This is a genomic window from bacterium (assembly GCA_014360495.1).
Lineage (GTDB): Bacteria > Armatimonadota > JACIXR01 > JACIXR01 > JACIXR01 > JACIXR01.
Window position 1 is genome coordinate 1 of the sequence record JACIXR010000009.1, and the last position, 16176, is coordinate 16176.

At 47.8% G+C, this 16176-nt stretch carries 12 protein-coding genes; all 12 read left to right on the forward strand.

What is annotated here, in order from left to right; all coding sequences use genetic code 11:
- Window positions 1-15 precede the first annotated feature (15 nt).
- The 12 genes from H5T88_08310 (at window position 16) to H5T88_08365 (ending at window position 16094) form a co-directional block, all read left to right on the forward strand.
- Complete coding sequence (locus H5T88_08310; protein ID MBC7330343.1) at window positions 16-198, forward strand: hypothetical protein; 183 nt, start codon at window positions 16-18, stop codon at window positions 196-198.
- Window positions 199-262: 64 nt separating this feature from the next.
- Window positions 263-775 carry a hypothetical protein gene (locus tag H5T88_08315; protein ID MBC7330344.1) on the forward strand — a complete coding sequence of 171 codons (513 nt, stop codon included), beginning with the start codon at window positions 263-265 and terminating at the stop codon, window positions 773-775.
- A 1-nt stretch (window position 776) separates the two neighbouring features.
- Window positions 777-4064, forward strand: coding sequence for a DUF4838 domain-containing protein (locus tag H5T88_08320; protein ID MBC7330345.1), 3288 nt, complete (start codon window positions 777-779; stop codon window positions 4062-4064).
- A 69-nt stretch (window positions 4065-4133) separates the two neighbouring features.
- On the forward strand, window positions 4134-4547 hold the full coding sequence (locus H5T88_08325; protein ID MBC7330346.1) for a ferritin: 414 nt from the start codon (window positions 4134-4136) through the stop codon (window positions 4545-4547).
- Window positions 4548-4596: 49 nt separating this feature from the next.
- The gene (locus tag H5T88_08330) at window positions 4597-4929 is read left to right on the forward strand and encodes a DUF4282 domain-containing protein (GenBank protein ID MBC7330347.1); all 333 of its coding nucleotides are present in this window, start codon (window positions 4597-4599) and stop codon (window positions 4927-4929) included.
- Entirely contained in the window at window positions 4926-5501 is a 576-nt protein-coding gene (locus H5T88_08335; protein ID MBC7330348.1) for a rubrerythrin family protein, read from the forward strand. Before H5T88_08330 ends, H5T88_08335 begins: the two co-directional genes overlap by 4 nt.
- A gap of 66 nt (window positions 5502-5567) precedes the next feature.
- Entirely contained in the window at window positions 5568-6599 is a 1032-nt protein-coding gene (locus tag H5T88_08340; GenBank protein ID MBC7330349.1) for a prenyltransferase, read from the forward strand.
- Window positions 6600-6602: 3 nt separating this feature from the next.
- The gene (locus H5T88_08345) at window positions 6603-7700 is read left to right on the forward strand and encodes a prenyltransferase (GenBank protein MBC7330350.1); all 1098 of its coding nucleotides are present in this window, start codon (window positions 6603-6605) and stop codon (window positions 7698-7700) included.
- A 12-nt stretch (window positions 7701-7712) separates the two neighbouring features.
- A complete protein-coding gene (locus H5T88_08350; protein MBC7330351.1) occupies window positions 7713-9770 on the forward strand; it encodes a hypothetical protein in 2058 nt (685 codons plus the stop codon).
- An 86-nt stretch (window positions 9771-9856) separates the two neighbouring features.
- Window positions 9857-10636 (forward strand): DUF1559 domain-containing protein, encoded by a 780-nt coding sequence (locus H5T88_08355; GenBank protein MBC7330352.1) that lies wholly within the window; start codon window positions 9857-9859, stop codon window positions 10634-10636.
- A gap of 110 nt (window positions 10637-10746) precedes the next feature.
- Entirely contained in the window at window positions 10747-12018 is a 1272-nt protein-coding gene (locus H5T88_08360) for a glycoside hydrolase family 16 protein (protein ID MBC7330353.1), read from the forward strand.
- A gap of 23 nt (window positions 12019-12041) precedes the next feature.
- A complete protein-coding gene (locus H5T88_08365) occupies window positions 12042-16094 on the forward strand; it encodes a hypothetical protein (protein MBC7330354.1) in 4053 nt (1350 codons plus the stop codon).
- Window positions 16095-16176: the final 82 nt, after the last annotated feature.

The following is a 16176-nucleotide window of genomic DNA, read 5'->3' on the forward strand; positions in this document are numbered from 1 at the left end:
TTTCATTCATTCTCTATGATTAAATACGAGATTGCCACGCCTTCTGCAAAGCAGAAGGCTCGCAATGATAAAGGGGCTCTTACCCCGCTACGGAAGGAATTGTCGCTAAAACCTATACCCATAGATGCGAGGAGCGAAGCGACGAAGCAATATCAAAGAGATTGCCACGGCTTTCCTTTCAGGAAGGTCTCGCGATGACAAAATTATCCGCCAAGCAAAAAAGCATTGACCTAAATCTATTTTTTCTGGACAATATGAGCGGATGTTCGCTTTAATCAATCTTCTGGCTGTCCTTCTCAACCCTGGCTTTGAAGCGGGGCAATTGGATAGATTCTATTCCCCGCCAAATTGGTTGCTTTATGTGATTAAAGCTCCAGCGAGAGGCGAGCTCTCCACAGATGCCCATAGGGGAAATTTTTCCTATCTCATCAAAACAAGGGAAATCTCCTCTCCTCTTGCCTATTCCGATTTCGGAAAGGCATTCCTCCAATCCGATGTATTCTCTGTTGAGGCGGGGAAGAAATATAGGCTTTCCCTTTGGGTTAGGGGCGATGGTAAAGCGGGGATGCAAATCCTCTGGTGGGAGAGGTATGATGAGGTGGCAACTCCCTGTGGGCATCAGATTGATTCTTCTGATTTAATCCCCTGTAAAAATGAATGGCAGGAAATAAGCCTGGAGCTTTCCCCTCCGCCGAAGTGCAAAGTGGCATATATTCGCTTGATTGCTGAAGAGGGGAATGTCTATTTTGACGATGTCGTCTTGGAGGTGAAGTGATTTGCGAGCGGAGTTCCTTTTGCTTTTCTTCCCGCTTTTCTGCTTCGCTCAGGAAGCTATCCTCTCCTTGGGGGACTATTCCGCCTCTCTTTCCGAGAGGGGATTGGAGGTCAGCTGGAGGGGTCATAAAATCATCTCAGGCTCGTATCTCCGCTTAGCCAAACCAAATTATGAGGGACCGGACTACCTCTATTTTCGCTCAGGAGAGGCAAGAATTGAAGGGAATAAATTGGAGGTAAATTTCCGCTCTCAAAAAGGGGAATTGGAGGGGATTTATAGCCTTGAGCTTAGCGAAAATGGGCTTTTGATAAATTTAGCCTTAAAGATAAACGACCCAACTCTTCCTGCAGGTCCCAGGGAATATGCGGTGGGGATGTTCCCCGAGGGGCTTGTTGAGGGTGAGGAATATATCTTGGATGTTCCCATGGGAAAAGCCGAGGGAGTATTTCCCAAGGAGGCAACAGCGAAATCAAGGGATTATGGACCTTCATTTCTCAAGGCGAGGGTCAGGACGAAGGAGGGATTTGATATCCTGATAGAGTCAAAGGAAGGTGTAAAGCTGCTCTTTCACGACGCTCGGGGAAGCGATTGGTTCCATCCCGATGATAGGAGGATATGGGTTTGGGCGGCCGGCGTCTCGGTGGGAAATGGGATTTTCCTGAAGACATCGGTTGCTATAACCTGTGAGGAAAGGAAAAAGGAAATAGGGGAAGGCGAAATCGTATTAATGGAAAGGGGAAGGGAGATTCCTCTAACGGGAATCATTGTGCCCACAAATTCTCCTATAGAGAAATCGGCTGGGGAGGAGTTGAGGAAATATCTTGAGAGGATGACTGGAAAATCCCTTCCTATCTTTCAGGGGGTTAAGGCTGGTGAAGGCTTCATTTTCGTGGGAAATCTTGGGTTTATAAAGGAGGAGGAATTCGCCAATTTCAAGGACGACGGATTCATAATTCGGCGAAAGGGAGGAAATCTTTATTTATGTGGGAAGAAATATATGGGGACGATTTTCGCCGTCTATCGCCTATTGGAGATTCTGGGTTGTAAATTCTTGGCAAGGGAGGAAGAGATTGTCCCGAGGGTGGGGAAATTGAAAATAGATGTTAAGGAGACACGGGAAAATCCCGCCTTTGAATGGCGATATTTTGACGCGACTATAGATGGATTGAAATGCTATCTTGACCCGGGGATAAGAGATGAAGTGTTAAATGGGGAGAATGTCCCTGCGGTTCTGGGCGCTCCTTTCTTCTGGCACCACCCTATGAACGGCTATCTCCCCCTTGAAAAATACGGCAAGACCCATCCGGAGTATTATTGCCTAATAGATGGGAAGCGCTGGCCCGAGCTGAAAAGATATTCTGGATGGGATGAACAGGTGCTCTTTCATCCCTGCGTTTCCAATCCCGAGGTGAGGAAGGTCATCTTGGATACCCTCCTTCCCCTTATGGATTCCCACCCCGAAGCCCGCTATTTCACCGTTCACGCCGGCGATAGCGATTTCTGGTGCCAATGCGATAGATGCAACGCTATGGATGTAGACCCAAATAATAAAGCTGACAGGATGGTGCAATTCACCAATGCCATCGCTGAGGTCGTGGCAAAGCATCATCCCGAAAAATTCGTCACGATGTTGGCTTATGTCAAGGCTTATCGCCCACCACTTCGGGATAAGCCAAGGGAAAATGTCCTGGTCTGGTTCTGCCCAATACACGCCTGCCAGATACACTCCTGGCGGGCTCCCTGTAATAAGGAGAATTTGGATGTCCTTCTCGGCTGGATTGAAAAGCATCCATCAGGGGGAATGGGTATATTGACATTTGATTATCCTATAAACTACGCCTACATTATAGAGCCCTTCCCAACCCTCTTCGCCTACTTGGAGAACCTCAAGCTTTATAAGAGGCTTCATATAAGGGGGCTCTATATCTGCGGAATAGATAGCAGGAATCATCTCGCCCACCTCTTCTCCTATGTTGTTCCCAGGATGATGTGGAATCCCGATGCTGAGGCGGATAAATTCATAAACGAATTCTTGAAGGAATGGTATGGACCAGCCGCTCCCTATATGAAGGATTATCTTCGTCTCTTGCGAGAATTGGTGGAGAGCGGGAAGGCTTGCTTCAATCCCTGGACCCTTCCTCCCAAGGAGCTCTTCACCCCCGATTTCTTCCTGAGAGCCTATGGATTGTTTGAGGAGGCGGAAAGAGCTTGTAAGGGGAATGAAAAGTATTTGAGCAGGTTATGGAAGGAGAAGGCGGGGCTTCTCTTCGCCGACCTCTCCCTTTATTGGAACTATCCGAAGATCGACTCCGGGGAATTTGTCTCCCTGCCATTGGAAGGACAGCTGAGGAAATTGGGGGAATTTCTCAGGATATGTGCCTATTTTGAATGGAACGACATCATTGCTTGGACGCCATTTATGGATTGGGTTGGGGAGAGGCTCGGCTATAGACCGCAGGATGTCGGTTGGTATCACTGGTGGGAGGAGCCGATTATAAGGGAGTTTATCAAAAATCCTATTGATACCTATGAGAACAAGATAATTCCCCTGCTAAAGCCGAAAAGCATTAAATTAGAGAACGAATCGGTGAGATTGGAGATATTGCCCCAATTGGGAGGGAGGATTAGGAGCATATTTTGGAAAAAGGAGAATATTGAACTTCTCTGGCGTCCCCCTATGAGCTTTTCCTTTTACAGCGGGGATAGATGGAGGGATTTGGGAGGCTATGAGGAATTCGTTGGGGAGAAGTTGGGTGCGCCCGGATGGAAGGAGGCATATGATATTGAATTGTCGCCCGATGGTCAATCCGCTTTATTGACCTGCAAACTGCCGAAAGGTTTGGTGTTGAGGCGAGGCATAAGGCTTCTGCCGGAGGGAGTGGAGATAAGCTCCTCGTTGAGGAATGAGGGCAATGAGGAAGCGAAAGGGATTATTTTGCGTATTCATCCCGAATTCAGCTTCGCAAAGGATTCGGGGGTGATTTTCTTCGCGAGAAACGATAAAGGTGAATGGAGGAAGATAGAATTGAAGCCGGAGGATAATTTTCTTGATAAGGAACTTTTCTCCGGTGGAGCGGTGGCGGTGGTTGATGAAAAGAGCGGAAAAGGGTTTATCAATGAATTCAATCCTGCGGAAGTGGGCAGATATATGATTTATAATGGGAAGGACTTCTATAATCTTGAGATTTATTCACCCCAAAGGGACCTGAAGGTCGGTGAAGAGCTCAGCATAACCCATCGCTATATCTTCTCTTCAAATATAAGGGCTGATTTCTTAGCCTCTCTATAAAAAATCATTGACCTAACTTTAAATTAATCCGATAATATTTAAAAATATTAAAGAAAGGAGAGGATGCATATGGCATCTAAGGAGTTGCTGGAGCTTCTAAATCAGGCGATAGCGAGGGAGCTGCAGGTTTCCATCCAGTATATGTGGCAGCATATACTGTGGAAAGGCGTCCAAGGGTTCGCTGTGAAGGACGAGTTGGAGAAAATAGCGATTACGGAGATGAAGCACGCGGAGGCTATAGCGGAGAGATTGGTTTATCTCGGAGGCAAGCCCACAACACAGCCGACCCCGATTACTATCGGAGAGAATCTAAGGGAAATGCTGGAGCAGGACAAAATGGCTGAGGAATGGGCGATTGAGCTATATAAGAGGATAATAGAGAAGGCGCAGGAGGAGAGAGATTATACGACCGCTCGCCTTTTCCGTTCCATACTCAACGACGAGGAGGAGCACCACGATACCTTCACGAGCCTGTTGGAATAGAAAGATAGGGTCATAAAAATAGGGGATTAAAAAGAAAGGAGGTGAGGAAATGGAAGAAGAGAAGGGAGGTTGGCGGATTCTCTTTGACTTCTCCTTCAGGAAATTCATTATGTTGGATTTGGTGAGGATTCTCTATATCCTCGCCGTAATATTCACTGCGGTGATTTGTTTATTCATCGTTGTGGGCGCAATAGGTATATTCGCTGCTCATCCGGGCTTCGCTGAAGCTTTGTCCGCTTTAGCTATGCTTATTTTGGCGCCGGTGGTATTCTTCCTCAATCTCTGCGCTACGAGGGTTTACTTGGAAGCCCTCGTCATCCTTTACCGCATTAGGGAAGATATTGTGGAAATTAAGGAGAAGAAAGGAGGTGAAACGAGTTGAAGAGCCTTAAAGGAACAAGGACGGAGAGGAACATCTTGACAGCTTTCGCTGGGGAATCGCAGGCGAGAAATCGCTATTCCTTCTTCGCCAAGAAGGCAAAGGAGGAAGGCTATGAGCAGATTGCTGCGATATTCCTTGAGACCGCTGAGAACGAGCGGGAGCATGCGAAGAGGCTATTCGGTTTCCTGGAGGGAGGAGAGGTTGAGATACAGGCTTCCTTCCCCGCAGGGGTAATTGGTAGCACAGTTGACAACTTAAAGGCGGCTGCCGATGGCGAGCATTATGAGAACACGATTATGTATCCCGAATTCGCAAAGGTGGCGGAGGAGGAAGGATTTCCCGTCATAGCTGCTGTGATGCGGGCGATAGCCGTTGCGGAGAGACAACATGAGAGGCGATTCTTAGCCCTGCGCGATAACATACTGCAGGGCAAGGTGTTCAAGAGAGATACGGTTGTGAAATGGAAGTGTAGGGAATGCGGATATGTTCACGAGGGAACGGAGCCGCCGGAGGTTTGTCCTGCCTGCGGGCATTCCAAGAATTACTACGAGCTATTGGTAGAGAACTGGTAGAGGAACTGACCCCATCCCCCATAAGCCCCCTTCCCCTTTAGGGGAAGGGGCTTATTATTTTAATATATGAAGAGAATTAAACCCACTTTCTGGTTGAGAACAATTACAGCTGTCCCTTACTTATCAAGGGATGAGTGGGAAAGCCTGGATTTATTATCTAAATGGCTCATCGCTGTGAGAGCAAGATTTCTCGTTATGACCTTTGTATCCTGCCTGATCGGTGGTCTTTTAGCATTTAAAATTGGAAAATTTCACCTTTCCAGCTGGCTTTTATGTACTGTGGGTTTTCTTTTAGCGCACGCTGCCGGCAATATACTCAATGACCTCATAGATTATGTCCTGGGTGTGGATAAAGGAGATTACCTTCGCCTTTACGATGAACCACACCCACTGGCTCATAACCTGATGAGCTTGAAAGAGCACCTCTTATGGACTTCCTTAACAGGAGCTTTATCTTTTTTGCCTTGGATATATCTTATTCACCTTTATGGTTCTTTCACCCTCCTCCTCTTTCTAATTGAAGTGTTCCTCCTCCTTTTCTATACCTATCCCTTGAAATATATCGGTTTAGGTGAGTTAGCGATTTTCATCATCTGGGGACCTTTGATGGTAGGTGGATGCTATTTCGCTTCCGCAGGAGAGTGGAGCTGGCGAGTAGTTCTCGCCTCGATTCCACACGCGCTCGGGGTTACCTCTGTTCTTTTAGGTGACCATTTGGATAAATATGAGTTTGATAAAAAGAAAGGTATAAGGACCCTCCCTGTTATCTTAGGGGAGAAGAGAGCAAGGATGCTGACAATATTAACCATTCTTTTTCAATATCTAACGCTCCTTTATCTTATAGCCACTCGCTTTTTCTCTCCCGTTATGCTACTTGCCCTTTTCTCACTGCCCTCTTTTTTGAAAGTCCTGAAGCTTTTGGAATCCCCTATGCCAATGCAGAAACCAGAGGAAAGTTTGGATTTCGGTGTTGACAATTGGCCTCGCTGGTTCAGAGCGGCTATCTTTTGGCACAACAGGAAATTTGGCATTGCCTTTATAATAGCTCTTATTATAGATGTTATGTTGGTAAGATACAGAGGTTGTCTTATAATTTAGAATATGGGGAAATTCAAATTTTCTATTTGGCTGAAAATCCTCACTTCCTCCGACCGCATTCGTGTGGATAAAATTGAGGGATGGGAAAGATTGGATTTCATATCCAAATGGCTCATAGCGCTCACCATTGTCCCTCGGGTAAGAAAAGAGGAATGGGAGAGGTTGGATTTCATAACTAAATGGCTCATAGCTACCCGTTCCGTCGTTCTCATTATGACCTTTCTATCCTCCGCCATTGGCGGGCTCCTCGCTTATAAAGCAGGAAAATTCCAATTCCTCCCCTGGCTCCTCTGCACATTGGGATTGATGCTCGCGCACGCTACCAACAACCTTCTCAACGACCTCATAGACCATCTTCAGGGCGTTGATAGGGATAATTATTTCCGCGTCCAATACGGTCCCCAGCCCTTGGAAAACGGACTGATGAGCTTCAAAACCCATTTCCTTTACATATTCTTCACCGGGCTCATCGCTTTCCTCATCGGCGTTTATCTCGTTTACCTCCGCTTCCCCATCGCCCTTTACCTTTTCCTTGCTGGCTCCTTCTTCCTCCTCTTCTACACCTTCCCACTCAAATATATTGGGATGGGGGAGTTAGCGGTTCTCATCGTCTGGGGACCGCTTATGGTCGGCGGTTCCTATTATATCTCCTCGGGTGAATGGAGCTGGAAGGTCGTAATCGCTTCTCTCCCCTACGCCTTGGGAGTAACCTCCGTCCTTTTGGGGAAGCACATTGACAAATATGAGTTTGACAAAGCGAGGGGAATAAAGACATTGCCAGTCATCCTTGGGGAGAGAAATGCGAGAATTCTCACGATAATCGTTATGCTCTCCCAATACCTCCTCGTTCTATATCTCGTCGCAGTGAGATTTTTCTCCCCCATTCTGCTTTTGGTTTTCCTGGTTTTCCCCTCGTTTCTCTATGTTTTTCGGATGTTCAAAGAGAGGAAGCCGAAAGAGATGCCGGAGGGATATAGGGAGGATGTTTGGCCTCTTTGGTTCGTTGCGGGCGCCTTCTGGCATAACAGACGATTCGGCATCGCTTATCTCATAGCCTTGATCATAGATGTCATTCTCGCTAAAACAGGAATAAAATTTTAAGGAGGGGAATTTATGAGATATCGGTTCCTTGCCTTCATCATCTTTCCGCTCTTTGCTACTGCTTCCTCTAAAATATCAAGAGGCTGGGACAACTCAATGCTATTTTCTAAGGAGATTTGGAGGAGTATGAACGATGCCATCATAGATGTTGACAAATCTGGGCTCAGGGTCGAGATCGCCCCGGGAAGGAATTGGGGGCTTGCCTATTACTCAAATCTCCATCTAACAAACGATATAAGAGCTGTCAAAGTTGAGGTCGCTGATGTAAGCCCGAAGGGAAGATGGGTTATGAAGCTCAGGGGAGACCTTTTGGGCAATGGAAGGGATTTAACCCTCCATCTGTTCACATCTTCAAAGCCGGGAATTGAGAGGGTCAATATAGACCCTCGCTTCCCAATCCACTGGAAATCGCCGATAGAGATTCAGCTCGGCTTGGAGGGCGAGCCGGGCGCCTATGCCATCTTCAAATCCGTTGAGTTCATAAAAGGAGAGATAAAGCAAGGCAAAGGCTCGGGGATAGAAGCGATAGATTTGATGCCCGATTTGCCTCATCCCTATAAGATGCTTGATTGGCGCTCCCTCGCCCGTGAATACATCAACTTCGTATTTGATTTCAATAAGAAGGGGGAATTTCTTCCCCTGATTTGGATTGATGATACGGATAAAGATAATCCCGCTTTCGGCTTGCAAAGCTATGTTGGAACGGGACAAAAAGGCAGGGAACACGAAGCTGTCACAACCCTCTCCGCCCTCCTCACGGCGAGCTTGGTGGGGGTTGATAAGAGGGAATTCGTCCCTATGGCTAAGGCTTATTACAGCCCGGAGCTCGGCTTGGTTCTCAATGGGAAGGGGATGAAGAATTCAAGCGGAGATTGGTGGTATGATATATGGCCATCCCTTCTATTTTATATGCTTGTTGATAGATATCCCCAACTTGATGAAGAGGGGAAAATCGTAAAATCCATCGCCGACAGATGGTATGATGTTTGCGTGAGATTGAAGGGAGAAAGGGGATCGCCAGATTTCAATCATACTGCTTACGATTTTCTCCAGCAAAAACCAATAGATAGGGGTTGGGAAGAGCCGGATAGTTCGGCGGGAATAGCTTGGCTTGAATACATCGCCTGGCTGAAGTTCAAAGATGAGAGATATCTTCAAGCGGTTGATTTGTGTTTGAGATACCTTGAGAGCCTCTCTAAAAACCCATACTATGAGGTCCTCCTTCCCTGGGGAGCTTATATATCCGCGCGGGCGAATGGGGAGTTAGGGAGAGATTATGATGTGGGGAAGCTTCTCAATTGGTGTTTTGGGATGAGCGATTATCGCTGGGGATGGGGAACGATTCTGGGCAATTGGGGCGGATACGATTGTTATGGCTTGGTGGGAAGTGCTGTTGACCTCGGAGGCTATGCCTTTGCGATGAACACATTCGCCCAAGCAGGAGCACTTGCCCCCATCCCTCGCTATGATTCCCGCTATGCCTATGTCATTGCGAAATATCTCCTCAATGTAGCGAATTCGGCTCGCCTATACTTCCCCTCGGAGCTTCCCAAGGAGAATCAATCGTCCTATTTCTGGGTGGAGAAGGTAGGAGGGAAAGTGCCAATCGCTTATGAGGCGTTGAGGCAGAATTGGGAGGGCAAGAGCCCTTATGGCACCGGCGATGCCCTTCGCTTCGGCTGGGCGAAGACAGACCTTGGCTTATACGGTTCTGGTCATATCGGTCTTTTAGCCTCAATTATCGGAAAGACCAATGTTGAGGGAATAGTTATGTCTGATTGTTTAGCCACCGATTTCTTCCATTCCCCCGCCTATCCAACCTATCTCGTCTTTAATCCCTATAGCGAGAAGAAGGAGATAGTTTTGGATTTTGGAGATGAACTTAAGGACATCTATGATGCTGTGAGCCATAGGTTTATTGAGAGGGGATTAAGGGGGAAAGCGAAGGTCATCCTATCTCCTAAATCCGCCTATGTCCTTGTGATTACTCCCTCAAATGGGAAGTTGAAAAGGGAAGGGAAAAAGCTCTTGCTAAACGATGTCGTGATAGATTATAATTTAAAAAATTGATTACACAGTTTTAAAAAACTATTGACACGAATTTGTATTCTGGTAAAATTTTTAATAGAAACCAAAAGGAAAGGAGGTGAAAAAGAATGAAGAAGAGAGGATTTACGCTGATAGAGCTGCTCGTCGTCATAGCTATCATCGCTATTCTGGCGGCGATTCTCTTCCCTGTTTTCTCCAGGGCAAGGGAGAAGGCGAGGCAGACAGCCTGCTTGTCAAATATGAAGCAGGTCGCCAACGCGTTGATGATGTATGTCCAGGATTGGGATGAGACCTTCCCCTTTATCACCGCTTGCCCCAATGTGGAGCAGGACAAGCCGAACACAACGCCCCAGAGCCAGCTCCATCCCTACATAAAGAACGCTCAAGTTTGGGAATGCCCCTCGGCAACTACGCGGAGAACTCGTCCCTACCAGGTAGGCGCCTTTGCCTTTGATGGAGGCTGGTATTATCCCATTGACTTCGTAGGGGTGAACATCACGATAGGTTGCAACGAGGTACTGATGCCCAACCTCGCTTGCGGTTGGACAGGACGCCCCAACAAAATGGCAGAGCTCCCTGCTCCAGCGGAAACGGTGGCGTTTGTTGATGCTCCTATGTTCTCTGGATGTGGTGGAGCGAGGGTTATCTTCGCCAATGGTTGTTGTGGTGGGCTATGTTGTCCAAGCGACCCTAACAGATTCAGGAGCTGGAGCAAGAACACCCGCCACTCGGGCGGAGATAACATCGTATTCGCGGATGGGCATGTGAAGTGGATGAACGCCATGGAGATAGCCAATAAGTGCGGATATCTGTTCAGTGCGACGAAGAACGATTGGCGTGTAGGGAAGACTTGGTTTGAGATTAGGGGCTTGACGGCGGTGCCATAGCTGGATTCAAAGAGCAGCTCATAAAGAAGGGGCGGGACGCCGAAGGCGTCCCGCCCACTTCTTTTATATTTTCCTCCTTTTTTATATAATTGAAAAAGGAGGCTTAATAAATGGAAAAATCTATTATATCGCCCCTTCCTAAAATCTTCCTCCTCCCCTTCCTCGCCCTCCCCCTCATCATAGGGCAAAATATCCAGGAAGACGAGCTCCTCGTAACCGTCCTCCCCGCTCGCGTCATCCCCTCCAAAGTGCCGCCGGGCAGCCCTTTCAAGCTATTTCTCAATTGGGATGTAAAGAAGCCACTTAGCGACCAATACCAAATCTTCCTCCATTTCCTTGATGCCAACGATAGAATCGTCCTTCAAGGAGACCACGAACCGCCCTTAACCCAAACAAACCTTCCCCAATTTAAAGGCAGAATAAGCTATGAGAGAAGGTTCATCGTCCCCAAGGATTTGCCCGACGGCTCATATAGGATAGTCCTCGGTCTCTACAATAAAAATGGCAGGCTGAAGCTGAAGGCGGGAAAAGGAGTTGTTGAGGAGACGGGACTGAGATATAGGGTTGGAACGCTCATAGTTGATTCAAAGGCTTCCCCCGCTCCTCCCGATACGGCTGGTAAGAATACATTGGACCTAAGGGGATATGAGCTCGTCTTCAATGAGGATTTTAACGGACCTTTGGATGTCTCTCCCTGGGGTCCGGGCACGAGATGGATTGCCCACACGCCTTGGCATGGCGATTTTGGAGACGCTGCCTTCGCCGACCCCACTCCCGATTTCCCCTTCACAATTCAAAATGGAATCCTGAGAATTGAGGCGAGGAAGGACGAGGAGTTCGCGAAAAGCGACCCTTGGAAAAGGTCATGGCGCTCCGGTCTTCTCTGCTCAAACGACCCCAAAGGACAGGGCTTCTCCCTCCGATACGGCTACTTTGAGATGAGAGCCAAACTTCCCGCTGGGAAGGGAGTCTGGCCTGCCTTCTGGTTGGTCTCAAGCTATGATAGGACTAACCCAGAGGCGGGAAAGGATGGGTCTATTGAAATAGATGTCATTGAGTATTATGGTTTCCCGGATTCCTATATGTCTACCGTTCACATCTGGGAGCCAAAGCCTCATAGAGCCCAGGGGATGATGATTACCACGCGACCATATGAGATATCTAACGATTTCCACAATTATGGTTGTATGGTGACCCCTGAGTGGATTATTATGTACTTTGATGGAGTGGAAGTTTGGCGAGTGAAAACTCCTCCTGAGCACAATAAGCCATTGATGATTCTCCTGAATTTAGCTCTCGGCGGTGGCTGGCCGATAAATGAAGTGAAGAGCCCAACTTATATGTTCGTTGACTGGGTAAGAGCATATGCTAAAAAGAAATGAAAACCTCTATGGAGGTGATGAGAATGCGGAGAAATTTTAAGATGATATTCTTTTCCTTTATTTTTCTCCTCATCCTATCGGCATCCGCTCAGCAGACGAGCAATTATGAGCTGAGGCTCGTTCCCGCTCCCGCAAAGGTCGTGATAGATGGGGATTTAAGCGATTGGGACCTCTCGGGCGAAATCCTTATGTGCTATGACCTCTCAACCCTCCTTGATACCCACTCCGTTCGCGTAGCGGGAATGTACGATGACCAATATCTCTATCTCTCCTTTCGCTTCAAGGATAAAACTCCTATGCTCAATCACATTGACCCCAAGACTCGCCCCGGCGAGGGCTGGAAAGCGGATTGCGTTCAGCTTCGCATCCTCACCGATTGGGATGTCCCAATCCATATAGATGCTTATTATTACACCGATGAAAAGCGTTCCGTAATTTATATCCAATATGCTGATTTCAGCTCCAACAAAATACGAAAGGTCATCCCGGATGGCATTGAAGCGGGATGCCAAATGGCTTTTAAAGTGGATAAGGATGGAAAGGGCTATACGCAGGAGATGGCTATTCCCTGGAAGCTCCTTCGCCCTTCAGGTGAAGCATATAAGCCGGGTGAGAGCTTCAGACTGGGAATAGAATGCTTTTGGGGAGATGCCACTGCCTCCCGTTGGCCTGAACATCGCCTCACTGACCTCATCAATCCCGAACATCCCCAAAGGGAATTCTTCTGGGCTAATTCAAGAGCCTGGGGCAAAGCGGTTCTTATGAAGGAGGGGCATCTTCCTCCCTCACCATCTATTCAGCAGGTTTCCTTGATTGAGCAGTGGATAGCCCAGCAATACTCAACAGAGGGAGTTGTCCCCATCCGCTATGAGCTTCCCGAGGACGGATATGTAACCCTCGTCATTGAGAAGCCAGATGGAACGAGGGTTAAAAATCTCATATCCGATTATCCGCGCAAGAAGGGATTGAATGTGGATTATTGGGATGGAACGGATGACGATGGGCATCTTGTTGAGCCAGGGGAATATAGGGTGAGGGGGCTTTTCCATAAGGATTTAGATGTTCTATATGAGTTCGCCTTGGGTAATCCCGGAAATCCGCCCTATGATGACCCTGCTTCTGGAAGAGGAGGTTGGCTATCTAATCACTGCCCTCCTATGGCCGTTGCCTGTGATGAGGAGGGGATATATATCTCTGCTCCCTTCGCCGAGGGGGCGACAACCGTGATGAGGCTTGATTACAATGGGCAGAAGCAGTGGGGAGTGGGAAACATTAACGGTGGCATGCTCGTTTCCTATAAGGGTTATCTCTATATGCTCGTAGGTGGACCTACGATAGGTTGGGGTGGACCTCCGGCAAACGAGGTGGCGATAGTGAGATTTGATGCTAAAACGGGAAATTACGCCAACTTCTCCGATGGAAAGGCAATGCATACAATTGCCGAAATCCCGCCTTATGAGCAGTGGTTTAAACCACGCCCTCCAGAGGGAGAAGTTGTCGCCAAGCATCTATTCAATGCTGAATGGTGTCAGAGGCAAACAATGGGACTCACCGCTTTTGATGGAAAGCTTTACGCCTCCCTTTATTATGAGAACAAAATCGTTGTAGTGGACCCAGATGAGGGGAAAGCAGTTGGAGAAATCTCAATCCCCCATCCCGCTGGGCTTGCCAGTGATGGAAGGAATCTCTATGCGATTAGCGAGAAAAATGTTGTTAGGGTAGAGGCTGATTCTAAAAAGGTAACGCCGGTGGTTGAGGCAGGTTTGTCCGCTCCTGTGGGTCTTGCCTGTGATGGTGAGGGAAATATCTATGTTTCGGATTGGGGAGATGCTATGTGCGTGAAGGTATTCTCGCCGCAGGGGAAGCTTCTAAGGATGATAGGGAAGAAAGGTGGGCGTCAGCTGATTGGGAAGTATGAGCCAGAAGGGATGTTTCTACCTTGGGGTATAGCGGTAGATAAGAAGGGAAGGCTGTGGGTAGCGGAATATGACAATACTCCGAGAAGGATAAGCGTTTGGGATACGAAAACGGGCAAGCTCATAAGGGAATATTGTGGCTCAACTTGGTATGGAGGAATGGGAGTTTATATAAACAAATATAATCCGAAGCAGGCATTTATAATGGGAAACATCTGCGAGGTTGATTGGAAGAGGGGGCTATGGCGAGTAACGGGAACTCTTTGGAGGATGGCTAATCCGCAAGCGATTTTCGGATTGAACAAGGATTGGCTGAAAATGGAAGTTGTGAGGATTAAGGGAAGGGAACTTTTAGTTGCGAGCGGTTCTGGAGGTCTTTTCTGTGTAGCTGAACTTAAAGGGAGTTATGCAAAGCCCCTCTCAGCTATCGGTTCGGTTTACTCCCTTTATCAAGGAGGGGCGAGGTGGCCGGATATAATTCTGAAGAACCTCGTTTCAGACCCCAAAAGATTGGAGGAGCTAAAGCAGAAGCATCCAACAGCTTTCAACGGGATGGGAAGCCAACATCCCGATGTAGCGTCTATGTTGAGTGAGCCAGGGGTTAGAAACCAATTCCTCTGGGTTGATAAAAATGGGGATGGTTTGGTGCAAGAGGACGAAATTCAGTTCTTCAATGCGGACGAAATGGGAGGCTTGCGCTTCGGGATGTTCTGGCGAGCTGCCTATAATCCCAATGATTTGACCCTCTATGCTGTCGCCTATTGGGGTGGGAGATTGAAGATTTGGGCTATTCCGATAACAAAATGGAATGAAGTGGGAGCTCCAGTTTACGATATAAAACAAGCTAAGCTCGTCGTTGACCAACCCATTCTTCCCCAGCCCGAGGGAGCCTCGGAATGGGCTGACAGTAGGGGGAATATCCTCGTGGACCATTTGCCTCTTCAGATGTTCTCCAAGGAGGGGAAGCTATTATGGAGCTATCCCAATAATTGGCCTGGCGTCCATGGTTCCCACACTGCTCCCCAGGCGAAGAGGGGACGCCTCATCGGTCCTCTATATGTTATGGGCTCTGGCGAGCTGAAGGGTGTAGGTGAGATATTCTGCATAGGTGGTAATTTGGGCGAGCGATATTTGATGACAACCGATGGGCTTTACATCGGGAGCGTTTTCCGAGATTGCAGGTCAGCTCCCGATATGCTTCCCGATGAACCAAAGAGGGGAATGAGCGTTAATTCAACTACCGCAGGTAGTGAGCCCTTCGGCGGTGATTTCTTCAAAAATCCCATAGATGGCAATTTCTACATCGTTGGACCAGTGAGCGGAGGAAGGGAATGTGCCATTGTCACAAGAGTGGTTGGCTTGGATACCGTTCGCCTCCTCCCTATTCAGAAGCTCGTTTTCAGGAAGGAGGATTACGCTAAGGCTGAGGAAATGCTGAAGGAGAAGGCGGGAAAGCCAAGCTTCCAAAACACCTTGAGGATAGCGAGAATGAAGAAGAAAATAGAGGGGATTCCCAATTACGATGATTTCGATTGGAGCGACCCCCGGGTTGCCTCTTGGAGATTCGACCCCTTACACTATGCCCGAGCCACTTGGAGCTACGATGATGACAATCTTTACCTATGCTTCCGGGATATTAGAGATGATACGCCGATGATAAACAACGGCAACGACCCTCGTGCTCTCTTCAAAACCGGCGACGCCCTTGAATTTGAATTGAGAACAATTCCGAATAATGATTCAAGGGAGATAATCCCTGGAGACCTCAGATTATTGGTAAGCGTCTTCCAGGGGAATCCCATAGCTGTTCTCTATCGCTACAAAGTTCCCGGAACGGAGAAACCCGTTGAATTCGCCTCGCCTGTAACTACCACGAAAATTGATGAAGTGAGGATTCTTAAGGAAGCGAAGATTTCCATAGACAGATGGGGAGAATCCTATGGAGTAAGAATTGTGGTTTCTCTGAAAGACCTCGGATTTAAACCTGAGCCCGGCAAGACCTATAGGGGCGATTTCGGAGTTGTCTATTCTGACAAATCGGGCAGGATAAACGAGCTGAGGATGTATTGGTGCAATCCCGTATCGGGATTGGTAAGCGACCTTGCCTTGGAGGCGAATATATCTCCCAATGCTTGGGGCTACTTCATAGTGGAGGAATAGTATATGAAGAAGCTCTTTATTTTCTTATTTTCTGCCGTCCTTATCTTAGCTGAAGGGCAATGGCAGGGATATATTTATCCGA